The following is a 19,134-nucleotide window of genomic DNA, read 5'->3' as shown; positions in this document are numbered from 1 at the left end:
TGAGCACATTAGTTGTTTACAACTTCTTCGCCCTTGTAAGATCCGCAGGCTTTGCAAACACGATGAGCTAATTTATATTCACCACAATTTGGGCATTTTACCATACCTGGCACTTCAAGCTTAAAATGAGTACGGCGCATTCTCTTGCGAGTTTTGGAAGTTCTTCTTTGAGGTACTGCCATTTCTTCCACCCCCTTCGGATATTCTTGCACTCTTGTATGAGTGTTATTAGAGTATTCATGTATTCTACGTACCACCAATGGGGTCTACGATAGAAGTATATTATAACTGATGTCTCACCTGGAGTTCAACATCAGGCATAATTAAAATTATTTACTTTCCTTGTCTTGGTTGAAAAACATGGCCAAGTCTGCTAAGCGAGGATCAATTCGTTCATTGACGCATTCGCACGGCTGTTCATTGCGATTCACTCCGCAACTGGGACATAATCCCTTACAGTCATCTTCACAAATAAACACCTGAGGCATGTGCAGCAGGATATCTTGATGAAAGAACGGTTCTAAGTCAATCTTCCCCGCTTGATAAGGGTTAAGATCGCTTTCTTCCTCATCAATCTCCCCTTCAGTAAAGCCTTCATCAAAAGAATGCGTAAAAGCGTAAAACGTAGGTGCGATACACTTTGCACATTTTGACTTCAACTCCCCGGTAAGCGTTCCCTCTACAAAGACAATCTCGCCTTCCTTACGTGCTTGTCCTGCAAACTGGAAATTCTCAAAGCTTATGCCAGGTTGTCGAAGTTGATCGGTCGTTACAGCGGACTGCAAGGCAAGCATTCTGCCTGGTGCCTTTTCTAGCTCATTAACATGGATTATCATCAAAATCACTCCTAAGACAACAGAAACTATTATATATTTCTCTGCTAACGTTTGTCAATCATATTCCTTGTCACTATAATGAGATTCAATACAACAAAAGTGAGGGATCGAATAAATGAAGGTAGTAGGACTCATTGTTGAATATAATCCACTTCACAATGGACACTTATATCATTATCAGGAATCACTCCGAACCACAGGTGCAGAGGCATCCGTTGCTGTAATGAGCGGTAATTTTTTGCAAAGAGGCGAGCCCGCCATAGTGAACAAGTGGGCCAGAGCTCAAATGGCGTTGGATATTGGTATTGATCTTGTCCTAGAACTTCCGACCGTTTATTGTACTCAGAACGCTGAAACGTTTGCCTATGGAGCGGTATCAACGCTAGACGCTCTTGGAGTTGTACAGCAGGTCTGCTTTGGTAGTGAAAGCGGTGACTTAAGCTGGTTGCTGGAATTGGCTGCCCAACTTGAAGATGAGCCGGTTTCATTTAAGGAAGCCTTAAAAGCTCAGCTAACCCTCGGACTTCCCTATCCTAAAGCCTACGCTCGCGCTGCGGCTTCATTAGTTGGTGTACCGGAAGAGCTTTTGAATCGCCCCAACAATATCCTTGGACTTAATTATGTGCTAGCTTTGAAAAGGCTTGGAAGCTCCATTCAACCTGCAACGATCACAAGACAAAAAGCTGGCTACCATCAAGCCGATATCACAGATCAAAAAATTGCCAGTGCAACCGCCCTAAGAAAGCTTATCTTTGAACAAAACTTAGAGGCTATAGGACCTTATGTTCCGCAGGCCACCCTAGAGATCCTACAGCATGAAAAAGATCAACATCGGTTTCCGATGAGCTGGGATCAATTTTATTCCTTTCTATCCCATAGCTTGACTGTTCATTCAGCAGAATCTCTGTCTCATATTCATGAAATGGAGGAAGGGATTGAACACCGGATAAAAAAGCTTCACTCTTCTGCTTCTCATTTTCAAGAATTAATGGAAATCTTAAAAACCAAACGATATACCTGGAATCGGATCCAACGACTCCTATTATACATTTTATTGAATCTTCACAAAAAAGAAATCGAGCAATTAACGAAGGGGAAGACGCCTTCTTATATCCGGGTGCTCGGATTTAATGAGAAAGGCCGTCAGCTGCTTCATATGGCAAAAAAGAAAGCAACGGTACCGATCATCGCGACTGTCGCTGGGAAGGAAGAATGGCCCATGCTCGGCCTAGATCTGCGTGCTGCTTCCGTATACTGCCTAGGCTACCCGGGAAAGCATCCAAAAGAACGGGAATTTACACGCATTCCCCTGATGAAGGCATAAAGCTTACTTCCCTTTAGGAGGTAAGCTTTCAAGATAATCCAGAGCCTCATCAATGGTATTCACAGGCACAATTTTCATTCCCGTTTTGATCTCCTGTGCTCTTTTAACTGCTTGGTCGTAGTTGGAAATTCCTGTCTCATCCTTTACCACTGGTGCAAAGAAAATATCGACGTTTTGTTTATGCGCAGCCACTACCTTATGGTGGACGCCGCCGATGCGTCCAATCGTGCCATCATCATTTATTGTTCCTGTACCCGCAACATCATATCCCTTAGTAAGGTCTTCCGGGACAAGCTGGTTAATCATTTCAAGCGTAAACATCAGCCCTGCAGAGGGTCCCCCAATATCTTGGGATTTAATCGTTACCTCTTTGGGAAGCTCAAATTGTCGTTTTGTAATGGGGGAGGCAATGCCAATCCCTGGCTTCTTCTCGCCTTTTTCATCCGTTCCCGGGAGCTGCTTCAGATCGATAACTGCCTCTTTTTTAACCCCGTCTCTGATATAACTAAGCTTTACCTGATCGCCCGGTTTTTTACCTTTAAGGGAATTGATCAGGGCAATGGCGGTGTCTATGGGTTGCCCATTGACCCCCACGATGGTATCCCCAATTTCGAGCACCTTCTCAGCAGGATAATCCGGTATGAATTGCATAACCACCGCTCCGCTATTCTGTAGCTTTACATCATAACCCGCCCGTTGGAAAGCCACAATTTTAGCGGTGTCCTGAGAGGCTTTCATGACTTCAAGCTGTCTTCGGATATACTGCTGATTGCTTTCATGGGGACTGTGAACCATACTGGATTCAACAAGATCAGCATAGGGATCGATAAGGGCATACAGGTATCCAGCTACATTCGTTTGACCTGTCCTCACTGTGGTTAGACGAAAAGCCCCTGCTTCGTCCTCATAAGCATCCTCAACGACAACCATGTCATGTAACGAAATGGCTCCGCCCGGGGTGGTAATATAGTAAGGAACCTGAATATTAATAGCAATCAGTACGGCGAAAATGGCAGCAGCTATTCCCCAGATCTTTTTATTTTTCATTGTGTCCCTCCAGATTACAATACTTCCTTGATTTGATCTAAGGCGTTTCTTGCCGCCTTTTCCCCAGCCGTTATCAACTCGTCGATCTGATCAAAGGAAGTAGCACTTAAATGTCCCACATCGGGGGTAATGAGAACGTCAGCCTCTAAGATCCGATATCTAAAAATCTCTCTTTCCATCACTTGAATGGACTGAGCGATCACATCAAAGATCGAGGTAAACTTCCCTTCCGTAGATATCATCCCTACATCTACCCCAATCACCACATCTGCTCCCATTTCCTTTACAACGGTTATAGGAACGCGGTCAATCACCCCGCCATCTACGAGCGTGTGACCATCCACAACCTCCGGCACAAAAATCCCAGGGATGGAAATGCTGGCCCGTACAGCCTGGGCAATAGGACCCTTTTTAAAAACGACTCGTTCCCCGGTATGGAGGCTGGTTGCTACCACAGAAAGAGGGGTGGCTAAATCCTCCAAATTCTTTCCCTGGGTCAAGAGGCGAACCATTTCTTTTATCTTATCTCCTGCAATAAAACCCATCTTGGGTACAGTAAGATCTAACCAATAGCTGCGCTTAATATTTTGGGCGAGCTTCTTCATCATGTCTGGGTTGATTCCAGCCGCATAAAATGCACCTACTAAGCTCCCCATGCTGCTACCGGCTATAAAATCAATAGGAATCCCTTCTTCTTCTAAGACTTTAATGACACCAACATGAGCGATGCCCCGTGCTCCTCCCGAACCTAATGCTAATCCGACCTTCGGCTTGTGCATGGCTCCTCCTCCTTGGATGTGCTGAACGGTGAAGTCTTTTCTTTTATCTATTATATGAAGGGCAATTGGAAAAGATCAACAGCGAAGGATACACATCTGAACAGCTTGGTCTAAACCACTCCATCCAAGCGTAAATTTTATTGAATGTGTTATTTTGCAGCGATGGAGGCCGTACAATGCGCTACAAATCTTATTTAATTACGCTTCTCTTGTCTTTTACAACTATGATCCTCGTGGTTTCCATGGTACGTTATCCACAGATCGCTTTTGAAGCTTCTCTTCGTGGCTTGCAAATTTGGTGGGAAGTGGTTTTCCCCGCTACTCTGCCTTTCATGATCTTGTCTGAACTGATGCTTGGCTTCGGAGTCGTTCACTTTATTGGGGTCTTTCTTGAGCCGTTGATGCGTCCCTTGTTTAAAGTGCCGGGTACAGGCGGTTTTGTTATGGCCATGGGGTTTTCTTCTGGTTATCCCGTAGGGCCAAAACTCGCTGCTCGTCTTAGGGAACAAAAACTAGTTTCACGCTCTGAAGGGGAAAGACTGTTATGCTTTACAAGCACGTCTGATCCGATCTTTATCTTTGGCGCTGTAGCGGTAGGATTCTTCCACGATGCCTCGCTTGGCATATCGATCGCCATTGCCAATTATACGGGCGCCATCCTGATCGGAGTGCTCCTGCGCTTTCACGACCGTCACGAGTCCGTACGCTCTTCAGTTCCCGAGGAACCCGCTCCGACACTCCCGATCATTTTAAGAGCTCTGCAGGCCATGCACCGGGCAAGGCTAAAAGATAATCGTCCACTGGGAAAATTAATGGGAGATGCTGTTATAAGTACCTTTCAAACCCTAATGGTTATCGGAGGGTTTATTATGATTTTCTCGGTTATCATCAAGTTTGTTTCCATGGGTCTGTTAGCCGAAATCTTAGCTGTACCGGTTGCCCTATTTTTATCCTTCCTGCACATACCAGCTCAGATGTCCCAAGGCCTCATTATCGGGTTCTTTGAAGTTACCCAAAGCATGCACCATATTAGCGAGCTTGCTTCTAGCATCAACATGCAAACTAAAATTGCGGTAGCCTCAGGATTAATAGCTTGGGGAGGGATTTCTGTACATGCCCAAGTAGCCAGTATTATTAGTACTACGGATATGAGATATAAACCCTACTTTATCTGGAAAGGACTTCATGCACTCTTTTCAGGAATCATCTGCTTTATCATCTGGTCACCTTTGCAGCCTTACGTCACCCTTTGGTCACAATCCTTGCCTGTATTAGCCAGACAAGTACCCGAAGGTGGAGCTCAATACACCCTGAACACGTTTCAGTTCCTTACACCCTACACCCTTATCATCTTAGCTGGCCTATTCCTGCTAGGAGCGGTTCCCTATATCGTAAGAAAATATCTAGCAAAAGTATAGCAAGAATCCCGGCAAGCAACCGGGATTTTTGCTATGTCGTTAAGTTGATCTCCGCATATTTTTTCTTTAGCGCCTTCTCCACAAGAGGAGGAACAAGTGAGCTCACATCCGCTTCGTATTTAGCCACTTCCTTAACAATGCTGGAGCTGAGGAAAGAGTATTGATTGTTTGTCATCATAAAAAAGGTTTCGATATCCTCTTCTAATAACCGATTGATGGACGCCATTTGCATTTCATATTCAAAATCGGAGACCGCGCGAAGTCCTTTAATAATGGCTTGTGCCTTTTTTTCTTTCAGGTAATCGATCAATAACCCTTGAAACGAATCCACCTCCACGTTTGGCAAGTGGCTGGTGACTTCACGCAAGAGTTCTACTCTTTCTTCTATTGTAAACAGCGGGCTCTTATTTCGGTTTATCAAGACGGCAACGATCACTTTATCAAAGATCTTCGCACCGCGTTGGATAATGTCTAAATGTCCTTTCGTGACAGGATCAAAGCTTCCTGGACAAACGGCTATTCTCATGGTTAATCAGCCCCTTCTTCGTTTGAATCCAACATCTTCATCTGGAAGACCGTGACGCGTGTATTTCCATACTCCACTTCCTTGATCCTATGTACTGCTCCAATTTGAGAGGAAAAACGGACTTCTGCATCGGTTTCCGCTACAATATAGGCACCAGACTGCAGCAAGCCGTGATCGTGCATGGCGGCAATCTCACTCTCAATTCGTTGATGGGCATATGGTGGATCTAAGAAAACTAAGTCGAGTTTGATCCCTCTTTTAATAAGAGCTTTAAGCGCTCGGCCTGATTCATTCTTATAGACTTCGGCTTGCCCTTGAAAACCCGTTCGCTCCAGATTTTCCTTTATCACTTCGATCGCCTTGCGGTCGAGATCCACGAATATCCCTTTTTCCATGCCTCGACTTAATGCTTCTATCCCTAAGCCTCCTGTCCCTGCATAAAGATCAAGGACAATGCCGCCTTGAAAATAAGGACCTATCATGCTGAATATCGATTCCTTTACCTTATCGACGGTAGGACGAGTTCCTTTTCCCGGCACCGCCAGTAAAGGCCTTCCTTTTTGCGAACCGGAGATTACTCTCATCTTTATCCTCCTGGCTTTTCTAGACATTTATATCTTGATAAGTGTATCACAATCCAATAAATCTGGTAAATGTTTGCTCTTTTTCAAAGAAAGTTTGTCCCTCAGGTATATTGTCTCCAAACTATGCCCATAATATGGTTAGTAACATGTTATATGTTACTGACAACCGCGGAGAAGACTTACGTTTCCCCATAAGCTCTTCCTCCGGTTTCTCCTCTCCCATTGCGTGAATGAGACTTATGTCTTATTCACGCTTTTTTTCGTACTTGCGAATTCCTCCCCTTTTTGAATATTTTATCTTCGAAGTCTGTATCCTAAGCATGATTCGCTCTATTTATAAAAAGAGGTGAAAAAATGAATACTGAGCTTCTAATGAAAGAAGAAACCAATGCTCCTCTTCAAGTTTTACGTCCTGATGGGACGCTGGTTTCCTCTGAAGGTATGCCGGAAATTACGGATAATCAATTAAAGGAATTAATGAGAAAAATGGTGTATACCCGTGTATGGGATCAACGCGCCATCAGTTTGAATAGACAAGGAAGACTAGGCTTCTACGCCCCTGTCGCAGGACAAGAAGCAACCATGGTAGGCAGTCAATCTGCTTTGGACAAAGAAGACTTTATCCTGCCAAGCTATCGAGATATCCCGCAGATTGTCTGGCATGGCTTACCCCTCTATCAAGCCTTTCTTTACTCTCGCGGGCATCAGCATGGGGGTCAGATACCAGAAGGTGTTAATGTCCTTATGCCTCAAATCATTATTGGTGCTCAAATTATCCAATGTGCTGGTGTTGCCATGGGCTTTAAGCTTAAGCAGGAAAAGCAGGTAGCGGTTACATATATTGGGGATGGGGGAACTTCCCAAGGAGACTTCTATGAAGGGTTGAACTATGCAGGTGCGTACAAGCTGCCCGCTATCTTTATCATCCAAAATAATCGCTATGCGATTTCCGTACCTGTTGAAAAGCAAACAGCAGCCAAAACTTTAGCCCATAAAGCCGTTGCTGTTGGAATTCCCGGTATCCAGGTCGATGGAATGGACATCTTAGCCGTTTATCGAGCCGTACAGGAAGCCAAACGCCGGGCAGCAAACGGAGAAGGACCAACATTAATAGAAGCCTTAACCTACCGATTTGGTCCTCATACCATGGCTGGCGATGATCCGACGAGGTACCGTACACACGAAGAGTTGGGTGAATGGGAGCAGAAGGATCCCTTAATTCGCTTCCGAAAATTCTTAGAGTCCAAAAATTTATGGTCGGAACAAGAAGAGAATGCTGTCATTGAGCAAACCAAGCAAGACATTGCAGATGCCATTAAAAAGACAGATGAGACTCCAAAGGTTAGAATTCCTGATATGATTGACAGCATGTTTGAGCACCTGCCTCCACATCTAGAAGAACAAAAAGCTGAGTTTCTAAAAAGAGAGGGAAAATAAGATGGCTCAAATGACCATGATTCAAGCAATTACTGATGCAATGAGAGTCGAGCTGAAACGGGACCCCTCCGTGCTCGTGTTTGGAGAGGACGTCGGAAAAAATGGCGGCGTTTTTCGAGCAACGGAAGGATTGCAGAAAGAATTTGGAGAAGATCGTGTGTTTGACACGCCTCTTGCAGAATCCGGCATTGGCGGACTCGCCATTGGGCTTGGACTAAAAGGTTTTCGCCCCGTAGCCGAGATTCAATTTTTTGGTTTTGTATTTGAGGTATTTGATTCTATAGCGGCTCAAGCAGCTAGAATGAGATACCGCTCCGGAGGTCGTTATCATAGTCCGATTGTGTTTCGTTCACCTTTTGGCGGCGGGGTGAAAACGCCTGAACTTCATGCGGACAGTTTGGAAGGTCTTATGTTGCAAACTCCAGGGCTGAAAGTCATTATTCCTTCTAATCCATACGATGCCAAAGGACTACTGATTTCTGCTATTCGTGACAATGATCCGGTCGTTTTCTTAGAGCATATGAAGCTTTATCGCTCCTTTAGAGGAGAAGTCCCTGAAGGGGAATATACGGTTCCAATCGGTAAAGCCAATATCGTGAAAGAAGGCAGTGACATTACGGTAATTACGTATGGAGCTATGGTTCATACCTCCTTAAAAGCAGCGGAAGAACTCGAAAAATCCAGAGGGGTCAAAGCTGAAGTCATCGATTTAAGAACCATTAGTCCTTTGGATATAGATACGATTCTGACGTCGGTCAAGAAAACCAATCGCGCGGTAGTGGTTCAAGAAGCCCAAAAAACGTCAGGAGCGGCAGCTGAAATTATTGCTCAGATTAATGAAAGAGCGATTTTACATTTAGAAGCACCAGTGATCCGCGTAGCCTCTCCGGATACAATTTTCCCATTCGCTACGATTGAGGATCAATGGCTGCCGGATCCAGCACGAGTAATTGAAGGCATGGAATACGTATTGAATTTTTAGGAATCGAGGTGAACAGGGTTGGGTATTTTTACATTTACTCTACCGGATATCGGGGAAGGTATTCATGAAGGTGAAATTGTCAAATGGCATGTCAAGCCTGGTGATGCGGTCCAAGAGGATCAGACCATCTTAGAAGTTCAAAACGATAAAGCTGTGGTGGAAATTCCTTCTCCGGTCAACGGTACGGTTAAGGAAGTCAAAGTGAAGGAAGGCACGGTTTCCGTCGTCGGTGACGCCCTAGTAACGTTTGAGGTTGAAGGGGCTGGAAATGATGGGGCTGTAGAGACAGCACCTGCGCATGCTCCGGCCCAGGATACAGCTCCCGCTGCTAGCGAAAAAGCACAAGCGCAACCTGAACCAACGGATGTTGAGGTGGATAAAACGCTGATCTTAGCCACACCAAGCATCCGAAAGCTCGCTCGCGAGAAGGGCGTCAACCTGTCCTTGATTAAGGGAACAGGGACCAACGGACGCATTACAAAAGAGGATGTTTTAGGCTTTACGGGCGCCCCTGCCGCAGATGCAGGGCTTGAGAAGCAAGCTGTGACACCGGCCAAGGAAGAAGCACCTACACCTACTCCGGTCATAACAGCCGCAGCACAAGAGGACCGGATCGAACGTGTTCCTTTAAAAGGGGTGCGCAAGGTGATCGCCGAAGCTATGGTTCGCTCAAAGTCTACGGCCCCTCATGTAACCATTATGGATGAGGTCGACGTCAGCAAGCTAGTTGCCTTCCGCCAGCGCATGAAGCCTGTCGCGGAAAAAAAGCAAATTAAAGTAACCTATCTTCCTTTTATTGTAAAGGCCGTATTGGGTGCCCTAAAAGCTTATCCTGCACTCAATGCGTCCATTGATGATGCCAAGGGGGAGATTCTGTATAAAAAGTTTTATAACATCGGCATTGCCACAGATACGGACAATGGGCTGATGGTTCCTGTTATTACAGAAGCGGATCGACGCAGTATCTGGGACATTTCCACAGCCATTAGCGGACTCGCGGCCAAGGCGCGAGATGGAAAGCTTGCCCCCCAAGACATGAAAAACGGTACATTTACGATCACAAACATCGGCTCTGCCGGAGGTCAATTCTTCACACCTGTGATCAATTATCCTGAAGTCGCTATTCTTGGTGTGGGCAGAATTTCTGAGAAGCCTATAGTGAAAGATGGACTGGTACAGGCCGCTCCCATGATGGCCCTATCCCTTAGCTTTGACCATCGTCTGATTGACGGAGTGACGGCGCAGCAGTTCGTCAATTTCTTGAAGCAAGTTCTAGAAGACCCTGAACTGATGCTAATGGAGGTGTAGCCCGTGGTTGTAGGGGAATTTACAACAGAAGTAGACGTCTTGGTCATCGGAGCAGGTCCAGGCGGATATGTCGCCGCTATCCGGGCCGCACAGCTTGGAAATAGTGTCGTGGTGGTAGATAAAGACATCGTGGGCGGGGTTTGTCTAAACCGTGGCTGTATTCCTTCCAAGGCTTTAATCACAGCCGCCAAGCGCTATGATTCCATGCAAGAAGACGCCAATATGGGGATCACAGCCGAAAACGTTCAGATTGACTATAGCAAAGTGCAATCCTGGAAGGATAGTGTCGTCAACAAGCTGACCAAAGGTGTGGAAGGCCTGCTTAAAGGCAATAAGATTCAGATCGTTTCAGGTGAAGCTCTGTTTGTGGAGAAAGATCAAGTCCGAGTGCTTAGCGGATATGAAAGCAATCGGTACAAATTTAACCATTGCATTATAGCAACTGGCTCACGACCTATCGAGCTAAGAGCTTTCCCTTACGGGAATCGGATCCTCTCTTCCACCGAAGCTCTCAGCCTAAAGGAAATTCCTAAGCATCTCGTGGTTATTGGAGGAGGCTACATTGGAGTAGAATTGGGTCAGACCTACGCCAAGCTAGGTTCAAAGGTCACGATCATTGAGGGTAGTGATCAAATTCTCCCTGGCTTTGAAAAATCCATGACCCAGTTGGTCAACAAAGCGTTAAAGAAGAAACAGGTGGAGATTCATACGAAAGCAACGGCACAGAAAGCGGAACAAACCGATACGGAAGTAACGGTAACCTTCCAAGTCGGCGAGGAGCAAAAAACGGTCACTGGAGATTATTTGCTTGTCACCGTTGGCCGAAGACCCAACACCGACGAGCTTGGACTCGAAGGAATTGGACTTGCCATGGACGAACGTGGCTATATTCAAATTGATGATCAGTGCAAAACCAACATCCCCAATGTTTATGCGATCGGGGATATTGTTACAGGGCCAGCCCTTGCCCATAAGGCCTCTTATGAAGGCAAAGTGGCAGCAGAGGTGATTGCGGGATTGCCTAGTGCCATTGACTACAAGGTGATTCCTTCTGTCGTCTTTTCCGATCCGGAGATGGCTTCAGTTGGCTTGAGTGAAGCTCTGGCCAAAGAAAAAGGGATCACGACGGTCACAGGTCGATTTGCCTATGGTGCAAATGGCAGGGCCTTGACGGCCAATGAGCCTGATGGAGTCGTAAAGGTTGTTGCGGAGAAAGATAGCGGCATTATCCTAGGGGCTCATATCGTTGGTTATGAAGCGTCCAATCTAATCGCCGAGGCTGCTCTGGCGATAGAAATGGGCGCCACATTAGAAGACCTCATTCTCACCATCCATGCCCATCCTACCTTAGCGGAAATGGTCATGGAAGCAGCCGAAGCCGCTGCAGGTCATGGCATTCATTCTCTTGGAAAATGAGCAAAGCAAAGGACAAGCTGATAAAATCGTACAGCTTGTCCTTATCAACTAATCAAGGATTTCCATTTCCAAGATTCCTTGGTTTTCTAGATAACCCTGAAGCCCACTATATTGCGGGTTCCGCCAAAAATCAGGCGCTCTTAACAATTCAACCGCTTCTTGTCTCGCTAATTCAAGCTGCTCAAAGTCTTGGGTAAGATCCGCTAAGCGAAATTCCGGAAGCCCGCTTTGCTTGGTTCCAAAAAAGTCACCGGGTCCTCTTAGCTGAAGATCCCGCCGGGCCACTTCAAACCCATCATTGGTCTCCTTCATGATCCGCATGCGTTCTTTCCCCACCTCTGTCTTAGGATCGGCTACAAGAATACAATAGGACTGTTCTGATCCCCTGCCCACTCTTCCGCGGAGCTGATGCAATTGGGCTAGACCAAATCTTTCAGCATCATAAACCACCATAACCGTAGCATTGGGAACATTAACTCCAACCTCAACTACCGTTGTAGAAACCAATACCTGTACCTGATTTTCGCTAAAAGCCTTCATGACCTCATCTTTTTCTCGAGGTGATAATCGACCATGCATCAGTCCAACGCTAAATTCTCCTTTAAAATACTCCGTCAAGATCGCATGAACTTCTAATGCATTTTGTACATCCAGCTTTTCTGATTCCTCAATCAGTGGACAGATGACATAAGCCTGTCGACCAGCCTTTAATTCCTTGCCAACAAAGGCGAGCACGCGTTCAAACATTTCTTCTTTGACCCAATAGGTTTCAATCGGCTTTCTTCCTGCAGGCAGTTCATCAATCGTGGAAACATCCATATCACCAAATACGGAAATGGCCAGGGTTCTTGGAATAGGGGTCGCTGTCATAAACAAGACATTGGGATGAAGCCCTTTCTCGCGAAGTACCTTGCGCTGTTCTACACCGAATCGATGCTGCTCATCGGTAATCACAAGTCCTAATCGGGAAAAATAGACGTCTTCCTGAATGAGGGCATGGGTTCCCACGACCACGTCAATGGTACCCATCTGCAATCCCCCGACCACTTCTCTCCTTTGCTTTGCGGATAAGCTTCCCGTTAACAGGGCCACTTGAATCCCATGCCCCGACAACAGTTCCGTTAAGGAGGACTTATGCTGCTCTGCCAAGATTTCTGTGGGAACCATCAGGGCCCCTTGAAAGCCTGTCTTCACTGCGGCAAATAAGGCAACAGCAGCTACAACGGTCTTCCCCGAACCCACATCCCCCTGGAGCAATCGATTCATCGCATATGGACTTTGCAGATCATCAAGAATTTCCTTCAATACTCTTTTTTGTGCTTGGGTTAATTTGTAGGGCAGGGACCAAACAAATTGGCGAACCTGCTCAAGCGGTACCGATAGGGCCAGGCCCTTCTGATTTTGTTTTTGAACCATTTGGTAGGCTTGCATTTTTAATTGATAAAAGAATAATTCTTCAAAGGCTAGCCTCTTTCTCGCCAATTTCCCGTCCTGCGTAGAACGCGGAAAGTGAATGGCTGCAAGAGCAGCAGCCCGATCCATAAACTCATGCTTCTGTACAATAGATGAAGGCAAGATTTCGATGATCTCGTTTTGATATTGCTTTAAGGCTTGGGCAATATACTTTCTCATTTGCTTGATGGTGATAGAGGCCGAAACAGGATACACTGGTTCAATCTTAGGTCCGCTGCTTTCCTGCTCTTTCGCCTGTTGGGGACTTACCTTGGTTTCAGAGACCGTCATTTGCAAGCGTTGCCGTTCCCACTTGCCTGTAATTTGGATTTCCTTTCCTGGGGTGAGCTTGGGCTTAAGAAAATGCTGATTAAACCAAATGGCGGTGACCACCACTTGGTCTACGACAAGTCTGACCATCATGCGACTTTTATTTCTACCGTAAAAACGAACCGTCGGCTCTCCATATAGCGTCCCTCGAATCGTAACCCGATCTCCGTCTTCAACCTCAGCTAGATCCTTGATTGTATAATCTTCATAGCGTGAAGGAAAATAGAAAAGCAAATCATGAACCGTATAGATACCTAGACCTTTTAGGTCTTGGGCCTTCTCCTCGCCAATTCCTTTTATATCTGTTACCGATGACCACAATCTACTCATATCAATCCACAGAAGTCCCAAAAATTCGACGTTCAAGCTCACGGCCTGTTGGGGTCGCAGCCAATCCACCTAATGCCGTTTCTTTAAGCGCGGTAGGCATCGAACAACCGATTCGATACATCGCGTCAATCACCTCATCTGTTGGAATGGCACTTTTGATCCCAGCCAAAGCCATATCTGCAGCGGTCATGGCAATAGCGGCTCCCATTGCATTTCGTTTCACACAAGGAACCTCCACCAAACCCGCGACTGGATCGCATACGAGCCCAAGCATGTTCTTCAAGGCGATGGCCACCGCTTGAGCCGACTGCTCCGCTGATCCTCCAGCCATCTCTACAATCGCGGCGGAAGCCATGGCCGTTGCTGATCCCACCTCGGCTTGGCATCCGCCTGCCGCACCAGAAATAAAAGCGTTGTTTGCAATGACAAAACCAATAGCACCCGACGTGAACAAATAGCGTACCATTTGTTCCCTTGAAGCCTGCAGCTTTTCGCTGACCGCAAACAGGGTTCCTGGAACGATCCCGCAAGCTCCAGCCGTTGGCGTTGCACAAATCGTTCCCATTTTGGCATTGACCTCATTCGTGGCGACAGATTTACTGACGGCATCGAGTAATAGTTCACCTGATAGCGGCTTGGTATGACGTAGATAGTTCTGCAGTAGTACCGCATCCCCACCTGTTAACCCACTGCGGGACTTTTCAACCTCTTTTATTCCACGATTTACTGCTTCTTCCATCACCTCTAAATTACGTGTCATTAGTTCCATAACCGTCTCTCTGCTCTTGCCAGAAAGCTCAATCTCGGTTTCAATCATAATTTCTGAGATCGGCTTTTGTTCAGTGACCGAAAGCTCCACCAACTCTGCTACGGTTCGAAAGCCCATTTCACTCACTCCTCTTTGCTGCTTAATCCAACGGATTAAGGACTGTAACTTTCTTAATATGTGCCAAGGCTTCGATTTCCCTACGCACGTCGTCTGCAATAGGCTGGTCAATTTCTATTACCATGAGGGACTCCGACCCTTTTTCTTTTCTTGCCATTTCCATATACCCAATATTGACTTGATGCTTAGCAAGCACATGAGAAACGGCCGCTACCAGCCCGTAACGATCTTCGTGCCAAATGAGTATCGTCGGACCTTCTCCTGTTATGCGCAGGGAGTACCCATTAATCGAAGTGATTTCCATTTTCCCGCCGCCTATGGAGATCCCTTCAATGGTCATGGTCTCCTGGTCGCTTGATAGCGTAATTTGAGCCGTATTCGGGTGATTCGGAATCACTTCCGATACACTAATCTGAACCTGAACTCCGATCTTCTTTGCCCAATCAAAAGAATCTACGATCCTTTTATCGAAGGTATTAAAGCCGAGAATTCCTCCTACAATAGCAATATCTGTTCCATGACCCTTAAACGTCTTAGCGAAAGAGCCTAGAAAAACGATATGGGCTGTCTTAGGGTTCCCTGAAAATAAATTGCGGGCGATCAATCCGATTCTCGCTGCGCCCGCCGTATGAGAGCTAGAAGGCCCTATCATAATAGGTCCGATGATATCAAAGACCGAACGATACTTCATCTAAGGATTCTCCTCTCCAATAAATGCAAAAACAAGAAGAAGGAAGGTGTGTGTTGCCCTTCCTTCCCGCCCATCTAAACTTTATACATACAAACAGCCAATACATTCGGACCGACATGCGCACCAATGACAGGCCCAATCTCCGATAGTGTAATATCCGTGGTGTTGAAGGACTGAGTAATTTGTTCTTTTAGTTCCATTGCTTCTTCGAGGTTCATGGCATAAAGTATCGAAACAATGACTTCTTGATTCCCTGCATATTCTTTTAACTCTTCAAGAATCCTTACGATCGCTTTCTTTTTTCCTCTTACCTTATCGAAGGGGAAAACCTCTCCGTGAGCATTAAGGGAGAGAATAGGTTTTACGTTCAGGATTGTACCAATTAGAGCTTGCGCCTTTCCAATCCTTCCTCCCTTTTGCAGGTAGGTCAATGTGTCCACAACAAAAAATTCCTTCTGTCCTTCAATCATACGCGCCAAGAGTGCAATGCATTCTTCCTTCGTCTTTCCTTCTTTTACTGCTTTGGCCGCTTCGACTACCATCATGCCAAGCAAATATGCAGCTTTCTTGGAATCAATCACCGTAATATCCAGCTGCGGTTCGATCATTTTACTTGCGAGGTTTGCCGATTGTACGGTTCCGCTTAATGCGCTGGACAAATGAATGGATAGAATCTGAACATCCCGGCCATACATATGGGCAAGATCGAGGTACAGTTGTTCAAAATCCGCTGGAGATGGCTGTGACGTTGTAGGAAATTGGTGAACTTGACCCAGCTTTGTAAAAAACTCGGATGGGGTAATGTCTATGCCATCAAGATAAGTTTCGCCAGCCATATGCACACGCAAAGGAACAATATGAATGCCCCATTCTTCTGCCAGCTCCCGAGGGATATCTGCTGTACTGTCCGTAACAATGCAAATCTGAGCCATCATGCCGCCCCCTGTCTTTTATGCTATTCAACCGAAAATATAAACGAATAAAGAGGTTGTCCCCCTGCGTAGCACTCTACTTCAAGCTCAGGATGCTGGTCTTGCAGATGCTCCTGCAAGGCGTGTGCTTGCTCAGCCGTAATATCCTCGCCATACAGGATGGTTACAATCTCATCTGATTCTTCGAGCATTTTAGCCAGCAGGTGTTTCGCCGCCTCCATGACTGAAGGAGCCGTTGCTACGATTTCACCATTGGCTAACCCAAGATAATCGCCCTCTCTGATGTCGATTTGGTCGAGCTTGGTATCTCGAACGGCAAAGGTGACTTGCCCTGTCTTAACTAGACTAAGTGCTTTTGTCATTTCCTCCTGATTGACCTCGGCAGACTCGTCCATCCTAAACCCTAGCATCGCCGCCATTCCTTGAGGAATCGAACGGCTTGGGATCACCGAGGATGGGGTGTCAAGCATTTGACGTGCCTGTTCAGCGGCCATAATAACATTCTTATTATTAGGTAGAAAAAGGATATGATCGGCTTGAACGCGCGAGGCTGCTTTGACAAGATCTTCGGTGCTCGGATTCATGGATTGGCCGCCAACTACCACCTCATCGACGCCAAGACTCTTGAAAATTTCCGAGATTCCTTCTCCCATCACTACGGCAACAACTCCAATCGGGTGACGAGGTCTACGCCCTGCAGTTGGAGATTCGATAGACGGTTCATCATCTTCTTCCTCAGACAGGATATGAGCATGCTGTTCTCTCATATTTTCAATTTTAATGCCAATAAGTTCCCCGTATCGTTGTCCGAAGCTTAAGACATCCCCCGGCTGTTCGCTGTGAATATGTATTTTTACTAAGTCCTCGTCAGCCACAACAAGCAAAGAATCCCCAAACCGACTCATATCTTCACGGAATCTTCCTTGTTGAAAGGGAAGCTGATTGTTGAGCCTTACTAGGAATTCAGTGCAATAACCATATTGGATATCTTCGGTTTTCAGGTGAATCTGGGCCTTGGCTTGAGAAAACTCTTGCAAGTCAACAGCATCCTCAGAAAGCTTCGTCTCTTTCTCAACTTGTTCCTCGCCCGTTAAGGCTTGGTAAAAACCACTATAGATATAGACGAGTCCTTGTCCCCCAGAATCCACAACACCTACTTCCTTAAGGACCGGCAGCAGGTCGGGAGTACGAGACAGTGACTCTTCAGCAGCATCTACAGCAGCCTTCAGCACAACCAAGACATCTTCAGACTTTCTCGCTGCTCTTTCTGCTCCGGCAGCCGCATCTTTAGCTACTGTAAGAATCGTTCCTTCTACAGGCTTCATGACGGCATCATACGCCTTGGAAACACCCTGAGTTAAAGCTTGAGCAAATTGTGCCGCATTGATGGTTTCCTGATCTCCAACGGCCTTGGCGAAGCCTCGGAAGATCTGCGACAAGATAACGCCTGAATTCCCTCTTGCGCCCATGAGCAACCCCTTAGATAAACTTTGAGCTACTCTTCCTGCGTGGACCGAAGGCTGTTTCCGGAGTTCTGCCACTCCGGAAGTCATGGTCAAATTCATATTGGTGCCGGTATCTCCGTCTGGAACAGGAAACACGTTCAGGGCATCCACTTTAGCCGCATGGCGAGAAAGGGTGGCTGCCCCAGTCAGATACATTTTCGTTAACTCTTTTGCATTAAGTTCTTTCATGTCAATTGCCGTACCTCCTGGTCTACGCTTCGGACACTCTCACACCTTGTACAAATACATTTACTGCTGCAACATCAAGGCCTAGGGTTTGATTTAGGGTGTACTTGACTTTACTTTGAACATTATGAGCTACTTCGGAGATCTTCACTCCATAACTAACAATAATATATAAATCAATTTCGATTGGACCCTCTTGATCCTTTACATTTACACCGCGGCTGAGGTTTTCTTTTCCAAGCAGTTCCGTAAAGCCATCTTTTAACGCTTTCCTAGAGGCCATGCCAACTAAACCATAACAGTCTACTGCTGCACCTCCGGCTATTGTTGCAATTACGTCATTCGATACGTCAATTCTTCCTAGTGAGGTGTTGATTTCTACTGTCATCGCGTAAATCTCCTTTGCATGGGAGTGGATTGTTATCCATTTTACTACAAACTTCCTGCATTTGAAAGGCTTACACCATTCAATTCTTCTATTCTATATTGCGTAAAGTAGAGGGATATGTTATTATGTTTTAGTATTTCTTTTACTGATGGTGTTGTATCAGGGAGGTGGAAAAAATGGCACGCGTATGTTTTGTAACTGGTAAAAAAGCTGGAACTGGAAATAAAAGAAGCCACTCCAATCGCGCATCTAAGCGTTCTTGGGGCGTTAACGTTCAAAAAGTGCGCATCTTGGTTGATGGTAAACCAAAGCGCGTTTATGTAAGTGCAAAGGCTCTTAAATCCGGTAAAGTAACCCGTGTTTAATTTATAGAATGCTAAAAGAGCACCTGTTTAGGTGCTCTTTTTAGTTTTAGGGAGGTACATACCCTATAATATAAAAAGATGCCTATCCTCCCTTTTGAAAGCTTTTGTGTCATTATTTCTTCTTAAAAGCCCCCAGTACCACCTTAACCATACCGCCTATAAACTTCGGAAGCTTGATCGTATAAAATTTCATGACTGCCCCTCCTTACCTCCTAGTTAAGTTCATTCACCGTCATCAGCCATCCTGTAAAGAATCCATTGACCCCCTTGAGATTCCCTATGGATCGATGAACAATTAACATTTAGTAAAGTATATTCAAGACCCGGCCAGAAATGTTCCTAAATTCTTTTTGAGCCTATTAAAATCCTGTTCTACGTCGTTATCTCTGTTCATATGGTTAAAGTAAGGATT

20 protein-coding genes are annotated in these 19,134 nt (G+C 45.8%); 7 read left to right on the top strand and 13 right to left on the bottom strand.

The window, feature by feature from the left end; genetic code table 11:
• Positions 1-8: 8 nt before the first annotated feature.
• Both rpmF and EIZ58_RS09390 read right to left on the bottom strand, forming a co-directional pair.
• A complete protein-coding gene (gene rpmF / locus EIZ58_RS09395; RefSeq protein ID WP_129197036.1) occupies positions 9-182 on the bottom strand; it encodes a 50S ribosomal protein L32 in 174 nt (57 codons plus the stop codon).
• Positions 183-329: 147 nt separating this feature from the next.
• The gene (locus EIZ58_RS09390) at positions 330-836 is read right to left on the bottom strand and encodes a YceD family protein (protein WP_134700336.1); all 507 of its coding nucleotides are present in this window, start codon (positions 834-836) and stop codon (positions 330-332) included.
• A 115-nt stretch (positions 837-951) separates the two neighbouring features.
• Between EIZ58_RS09390 and EIZ58_RS09385 the strand changes: the two genes are divergently transcribed.
• Positions 952-2,160, top strand: a complete 1,209-nt coding sequence (locus EIZ58_RS09385; protein ID WP_134700335.1) for a nucleotidyltransferase — start codon at positions 952-954, stop codon at positions 2,158-2,160.
• 3 nt (positions 2,161-2,163) lie between these two features.
• Here EIZ58_RS09385 and EIZ58_RS09380 read toward each other — a convergent pair whose 3' ends face one another.
• Positions 2,164-3,207: a SepM family pheromone-processing serine protease gene (locus EIZ58_RS09380; protein WP_134700334.1), complete on the bottom strand. Its 1,044-nt coding sequence runs from the start codon at positions 3,205-3,207 to the stop codon at positions 2,164-2,166.
• A 14-nt stretch (positions 3,208-3,221) separates the two neighbouring features.
• Positions 3,222-3,986 (bottom strand): patatin-like phospholipase family protein, encoded by a 765-nt coding sequence (locus EIZ58_RS09375; protein ID WP_134700333.1) that lies wholly within the window; start codon positions 3,984-3,986, stop codon positions 3,222-3,224.
• A gap of 176 nt (positions 3,987-4,162) precedes the next feature.
• Here EIZ58_RS09375 and ylbJ point away from each other — a divergent pair, with 176 nt between their 5' ends.
• Positions 4,163-5,404: a sporulation integral membrane protein YlbJ gene (gene ylbJ, locus EIZ58_RS09370; RefSeq protein WP_134700332.1), complete on the top strand. Its 1,242-nt coding sequence runs from the start codon at positions 4,163-4,165 to the stop codon at positions 5,402-5,404.
• 31 nt (positions 5,405-5,435) lie between these two features.
• On the opposite strand, the gene coaD is transcribed toward ylbJ, so the two are convergent.
• The gene (gene coaD / locus EIZ58_RS09365; RefSeq protein ID WP_134700331.1) at positions 5,436-5,930 is read right to left on the bottom strand and encodes a pantetheine-phosphate adenylyltransferase; all 495 of its coding nucleotides are present in this window, start codon (positions 5,928-5,930) and stop codon (positions 5,436-5,438) included.
• Positions 5,931-5,932: 2 nt separating this feature from the next.
• Positions 5,933-6,514: a 16S rRNA (guanine(966)-N(2))-methyltransferase RsmD gene (gene rsmD / locus EIZ58_RS09360; protein WP_134700330.1), complete on the bottom strand. Its 582-nt coding sequence runs from the start codon at positions 6,512-6,514 to the stop codon at positions 5,933-5,935.
• Positions 6,515-6,868: 354 nt separating this feature from the next.
• On the opposite strand from rsmD, the gene pdhA reads away from it, so the two are divergent.
• The 4 genes from pdhA to lpdA are packed head-to-tail and all read left to right on the top strand — an operon-like array spanning position 6,869 to position 11,657.
• Complete coding sequence (gene pdhA / locus EIZ58_RS09355) at positions 6,869-7,951, top strand: pyruvate dehydrogenase (acetyl-transferring) E1 component subunit alpha (RefSeq protein WP_134700329.1); 1,083 nt, start codon at positions 6,869-6,871, stop codon at positions 7,949-7,951.
• A 1-nt stretch (position 7,952) separates the two neighbouring features.
• Complete coding sequence (locus EIZ58_RS09350) at positions 7,953-8,933, top strand: alpha-ketoacid dehydrogenase subunit beta (protein ID WP_134700328.1); 981 nt, start codon at positions 7,953-7,955, stop codon at positions 8,931-8,933.
• Positions 8,934-8,951: 18 nt separating this feature from the next.
• A complete protein-coding gene (locus EIZ58_RS09345; RefSeq protein WP_134700327.1) occupies positions 8,952-10,241 on the top strand; it encodes a dihydrolipoamide acetyltransferase family protein in 1,290 nt (429 codons plus the stop codon).
• Positions 10,242-10,244: 3 nt separating this feature from the next.
• The gene (lpdA, locus tag EIZ58_RS09340; RefSeq protein WP_134700326.1) at positions 10,245-11,657 is read left to right on the top strand and encodes a dihydrolipoyl dehydrogenase; all 1,413 of its coding nucleotides are present in this window, start codon (positions 10,245-10,247) and stop codon (positions 11,655-11,657) included.
• A 48-nt stretch (positions 11,658-11,705) separates the two neighbouring features.
• Here lpdA and recG read toward each other — a convergent pair whose 3' ends face one another.
• From recG to EIZ58_RS09310, 6 genes are all read right to left on the bottom strand, one after another.
• Positions 11,706-13,769 (bottom strand): ATP-dependent DNA helicase RecG, encoded by a 2,064-nt coding sequence (recG, locus tag EIZ58_RS09335; protein WP_134700325.1) that lies wholly within the window; start codon positions 13,767-13,769, stop codon positions 11,706-11,708.
• A 1-nt stretch (position 13,770) separates the two neighbouring features.
• Entirely contained in the window at positions 13,771-14,655 is an 885-nt protein-coding gene (sdaAA, locus tag EIZ58_RS09330; protein WP_134700324.1) for an L-serine ammonia-lyase, iron-sulfur-dependent, subunit alpha, read from the bottom strand.
• A 22-nt stretch (positions 14,656-14,677) separates the two neighbouring features.
• Positions 14,678-15,346 carry an L-serine ammonia-lyase, iron-sulfur-dependent subunit beta gene (gene sdaAB / locus EIZ58_RS09325; RefSeq protein ID WP_134700323.1) on the bottom strand — a complete coding sequence of 223 codons (669 nt, stop codon included), beginning with the start codon at positions 15,344-15,346 and terminating at the stop codon, positions 14,678-14,680.
• A 74-nt stretch (positions 15,347-15,420) separates the two neighbouring features.
• On the bottom strand, positions 15,421-16,278 hold the full coding sequence (locus EIZ58_RS09320) for a DegV family protein (RefSeq protein ID WP_134700958.1): 858 nt from the start codon (positions 16,276-16,278) through the stop codon (positions 15,421-15,423).
• 23 nt (positions 16,279-16,301) lie between these two features.
• Entirely contained in the window at positions 16,302-17,978 is a 1,677-nt protein-coding gene (locus EIZ58_RS09315) for a DAK2 domain-containing protein (protein ID WP_370297665.1), read from the bottom strand.
• A gap of 16 nt (positions 17,979-17,994) precedes the next feature.
• Positions 17,995-18,357: an Asp23/Gls24 family envelope stress response protein gene (locus tag EIZ58_RS09310; protein WP_134700321.1), complete on the bottom strand. Its 363-nt coding sequence runs from the start codon at positions 18,355-18,357 to the stop codon at positions 17,995-17,997.
• A 176-nt stretch (positions 18,358-18,533) separates the two neighbouring features.
• Here EIZ58_RS09310 and rpmB point away from each other — a divergent pair, with 176 nt between their 5' ends.
• Positions 18,534-18,722, top strand: coding sequence for a 50S ribosomal protein L28 (gene rpmB / locus EIZ58_RS09305; protein WP_134700320.1), 189 nt, complete (start codon positions 18,534-18,536; stop codon positions 18,720-18,722).
• A gap of 112 nt (positions 18,723-18,834) precedes the next feature.
• Here the strand turns inward: rpmB and spoVM are convergent, their stop codons facing one another.
• Positions 18,835-18,915, bottom strand: coding sequence for a stage V sporulation protein SpoVM (gene spoVM, locus EIZ58_RS09300; protein ID WP_134700957.1), 81 nt, complete (start codon positions 18,913-18,915; stop codon positions 18,835-18,837).
• Between the last annotated feature and the right edge of the window lie 219 nt (positions 18,916-19,134).

Source organism: Ammoniphilus sp. YIM 78166, assembly GCF_004522215.1.
Classification (GTDB): domain Bacteria; phylum Bacillota; class Bacilli; order Aneurinibacillales; family RAOX-1; genus YIM-78166.
The sequence above is the reverse complement of the archived record's forward strand: the minus strand, read 5'-3'. Positions and strand labels throughout refer to the sequence as shown.

Excerpts from the sequence above, each read along its gene's own strand:
- rpmF (WP_129197036.1), bottom strand. The coding sequence starts at position 182 with ATGGCAGTACCTCAAAGAAGAACTTCCAAAACTCGCAAGAGAATGCGC.
- EIZ58_RS09390 (WP_134700336.1), bottom strand. The coding sequence starts at position 836 with ATGATAATCCATGTTAATGAGCTAGAAAAGGCACCAGGCAGAATGCTT.
- EIZ58_RS09385 (WP_134700335.1), top strand. The coding sequence starts at position 952 with ATGAAGGTAGTAGGACTCATTGTTGAATATAATCCACTTCACAATGGA.
- EIZ58_RS09380 (WP_134700334.1), bottom strand. The coding sequence starts at position 3,207 with ATGAAAAATAAAAAGATCTGGGGAATAGCTGCTGCCATTTTCGCCGTA.
- EIZ58_RS09375 (WP_134700333.1), bottom strand. The coding sequence starts at position 3,986 with ATGCACAAGCCGAAGGTCGGATTAGCATTAGGTTCGGGAGGAGCACGG.
- ylbJ (WP_134700332.1), top strand. The coding sequence starts at position 4,163 with ATGCGCTACAAATCTTATTTAATTACGCTTCTCTTGTCTTTTACAACT.
- coaD (WP_134700331.1), bottom strand. The coding sequence starts at position 5,930 with ATGAGAATAGCCGTTTGTCCAGGAAGCTTTGATCCTGTCACGAAAGGA.
- rsmD (WP_134700330.1), bottom strand. The coding sequence starts at position 6,514 with ATGAGAGTAATCTCCGGTTCGCAAAAAGGAAGGCCTTTACTGGCGGTG.
- pdhA (WP_134700329.1), top strand. The coding sequence starts at position 6,869 with ATGAATACTGAGCTTCTAATGAAAGAAGAAACCAATGCTCCTCTTCAA.
- EIZ58_RS09350 (WP_134700328.1), top strand. The coding sequence starts at position 7,953 with ATGGCTCAAATGACCATGATTCAAGCAATTACTGATGCAATGAGAGTC.
- recG (WP_134700325.1), bottom strand. The coding sequence starts at position 13,769 with ATGAGTAGATTGTGGTCATCGGTAACAGATATAAAAGGAATTGGCGAG.
- sdaAA (WP_134700324.1), bottom strand. The coding sequence starts at position 14,655 with ATGGGCTTTCGAACCGTAGCAGAGTTGGTGGAGCTTTCGGTCACTGAA.
- sdaAB (WP_134700323.1), bottom strand. The coding sequence starts at position 15,346 with ATGAAGTATCGTTCGGTCTTTGATATCATCGGACCTATTATGATAGGG.
- EIZ58_RS09320 (WP_134700958.1), bottom strand. The coding sequence starts at position 16,278 with ATGGCTCAGATTTGCATTGTTACGGACAGTACAGCAGATATCCCTCGG.
- EIZ58_RS09310 (WP_134700321.1), bottom strand. The coding sequence starts at position 18,357 with ATGACAGTAGAAATCAACACCTCACTAGGAAGAATTGACGTATCGAAT.
- rpmB (WP_134700320.1), top strand. The coding sequence starts at position 18,534 with ATGGCACGCGTATGTTTTGTAACTGGTAAAAAAGCTGGAACTGGAAAT.
- spoVM (WP_134700957.1), bottom strand. The coding sequence starts at position 18,915 with ATGAAATTTTATACGATCAAGCTTCCGAAGTTTATAGGCGGTATGGTT.